The sequence below is a fragment of the Arsenophonus sp. ENCA genome (assembly GCF_002287155.1).
Taxonomy (GTDB): Bacteria; Pseudomonadota; Gammaproteobacteria; order Enterobacterales; family Enterobacteriaceae; genus Arsenophonus; species Arsenophonus nilaparvatae.
The window spans coordinates 1-644 of sequence record NZ_NHNG01000665.1 but is presented as its reverse complement, the minus strand read 5'-3'; the positions used below and the strand labels follow the sequence as shown (position 1 = coordinate 644).

The following is a 644-nucleotide window of genomic DNA, read 5'->3' as shown; positions in this document are numbered from 1 at the left end:
CTCTTTGTCTAAAGGTAAGCCGGATCCAGAGATTTTTTTTAACAGCGGCTAATTTAATCGATGTATTACCTAATGAAGCGATTGGTTTTGAAGATTCACAAGCAGGAATTACAGCATTAAATAGCGCGAATATTTTTTCTGTTGGCATATCGTCAAAAGACAATTTAGTGGGTGCAGATTTACGAGTAGACTCTTTTGAAAAAATTAATTTTGAGCAACTGTTATGTCTATAACTGAATGCTTTAATTATTTAATATAAATAGTAAACATTTAGTAAAATAACCTATTTTCCATCTTTAGGTCAGGCAATAAGCTAGTCATTGAGGTTGGTGATATATAGTTTTACTTATAAATGTTGACAGCGCTTTTTCACTGTCAGCATTTATAATAGCCATTACCTTAATGTATTTAAGAATATGTAACGGGCATGTTTTGCAACTGCTGAATACTAAAATCAACAACAGGAAGCTCTGGAGAAAATAGATGTCTTGTAGTTTTATATGGAAATATTTTTCCTTTACTTACAATATGTTCTCTAATTTTTTCAGGGCAAAAAGGCTCACCGTTACACCAGTGGTAAACACTTACATATTCATAGGTATAATCAAGCATGACACAAGGAAGACATGCTAGACCTAACCGAT

At 32.6% G+C, this 644-nt stretch carries 2 pseudogenes; one reads left to right on the top strand and one right to left on the bottom strand.

What is annotated here, in order from left to right:
* Nucleotides 1-233, top strand: a pseudogene (locus CBG25_RS17380) (hypothetical protein); the annotation flags it as partial.
* Between the two features lie 175 nt (nt 234-408).
* Here the strand turns inward: CBG25_RS17380 and CBG25_RS17375 are convergent.
* A pseudogene (locus CBG25_RS17375) lies at nt 409-644 on the bottom strand (hypothetical protein); the annotation flags it as partial.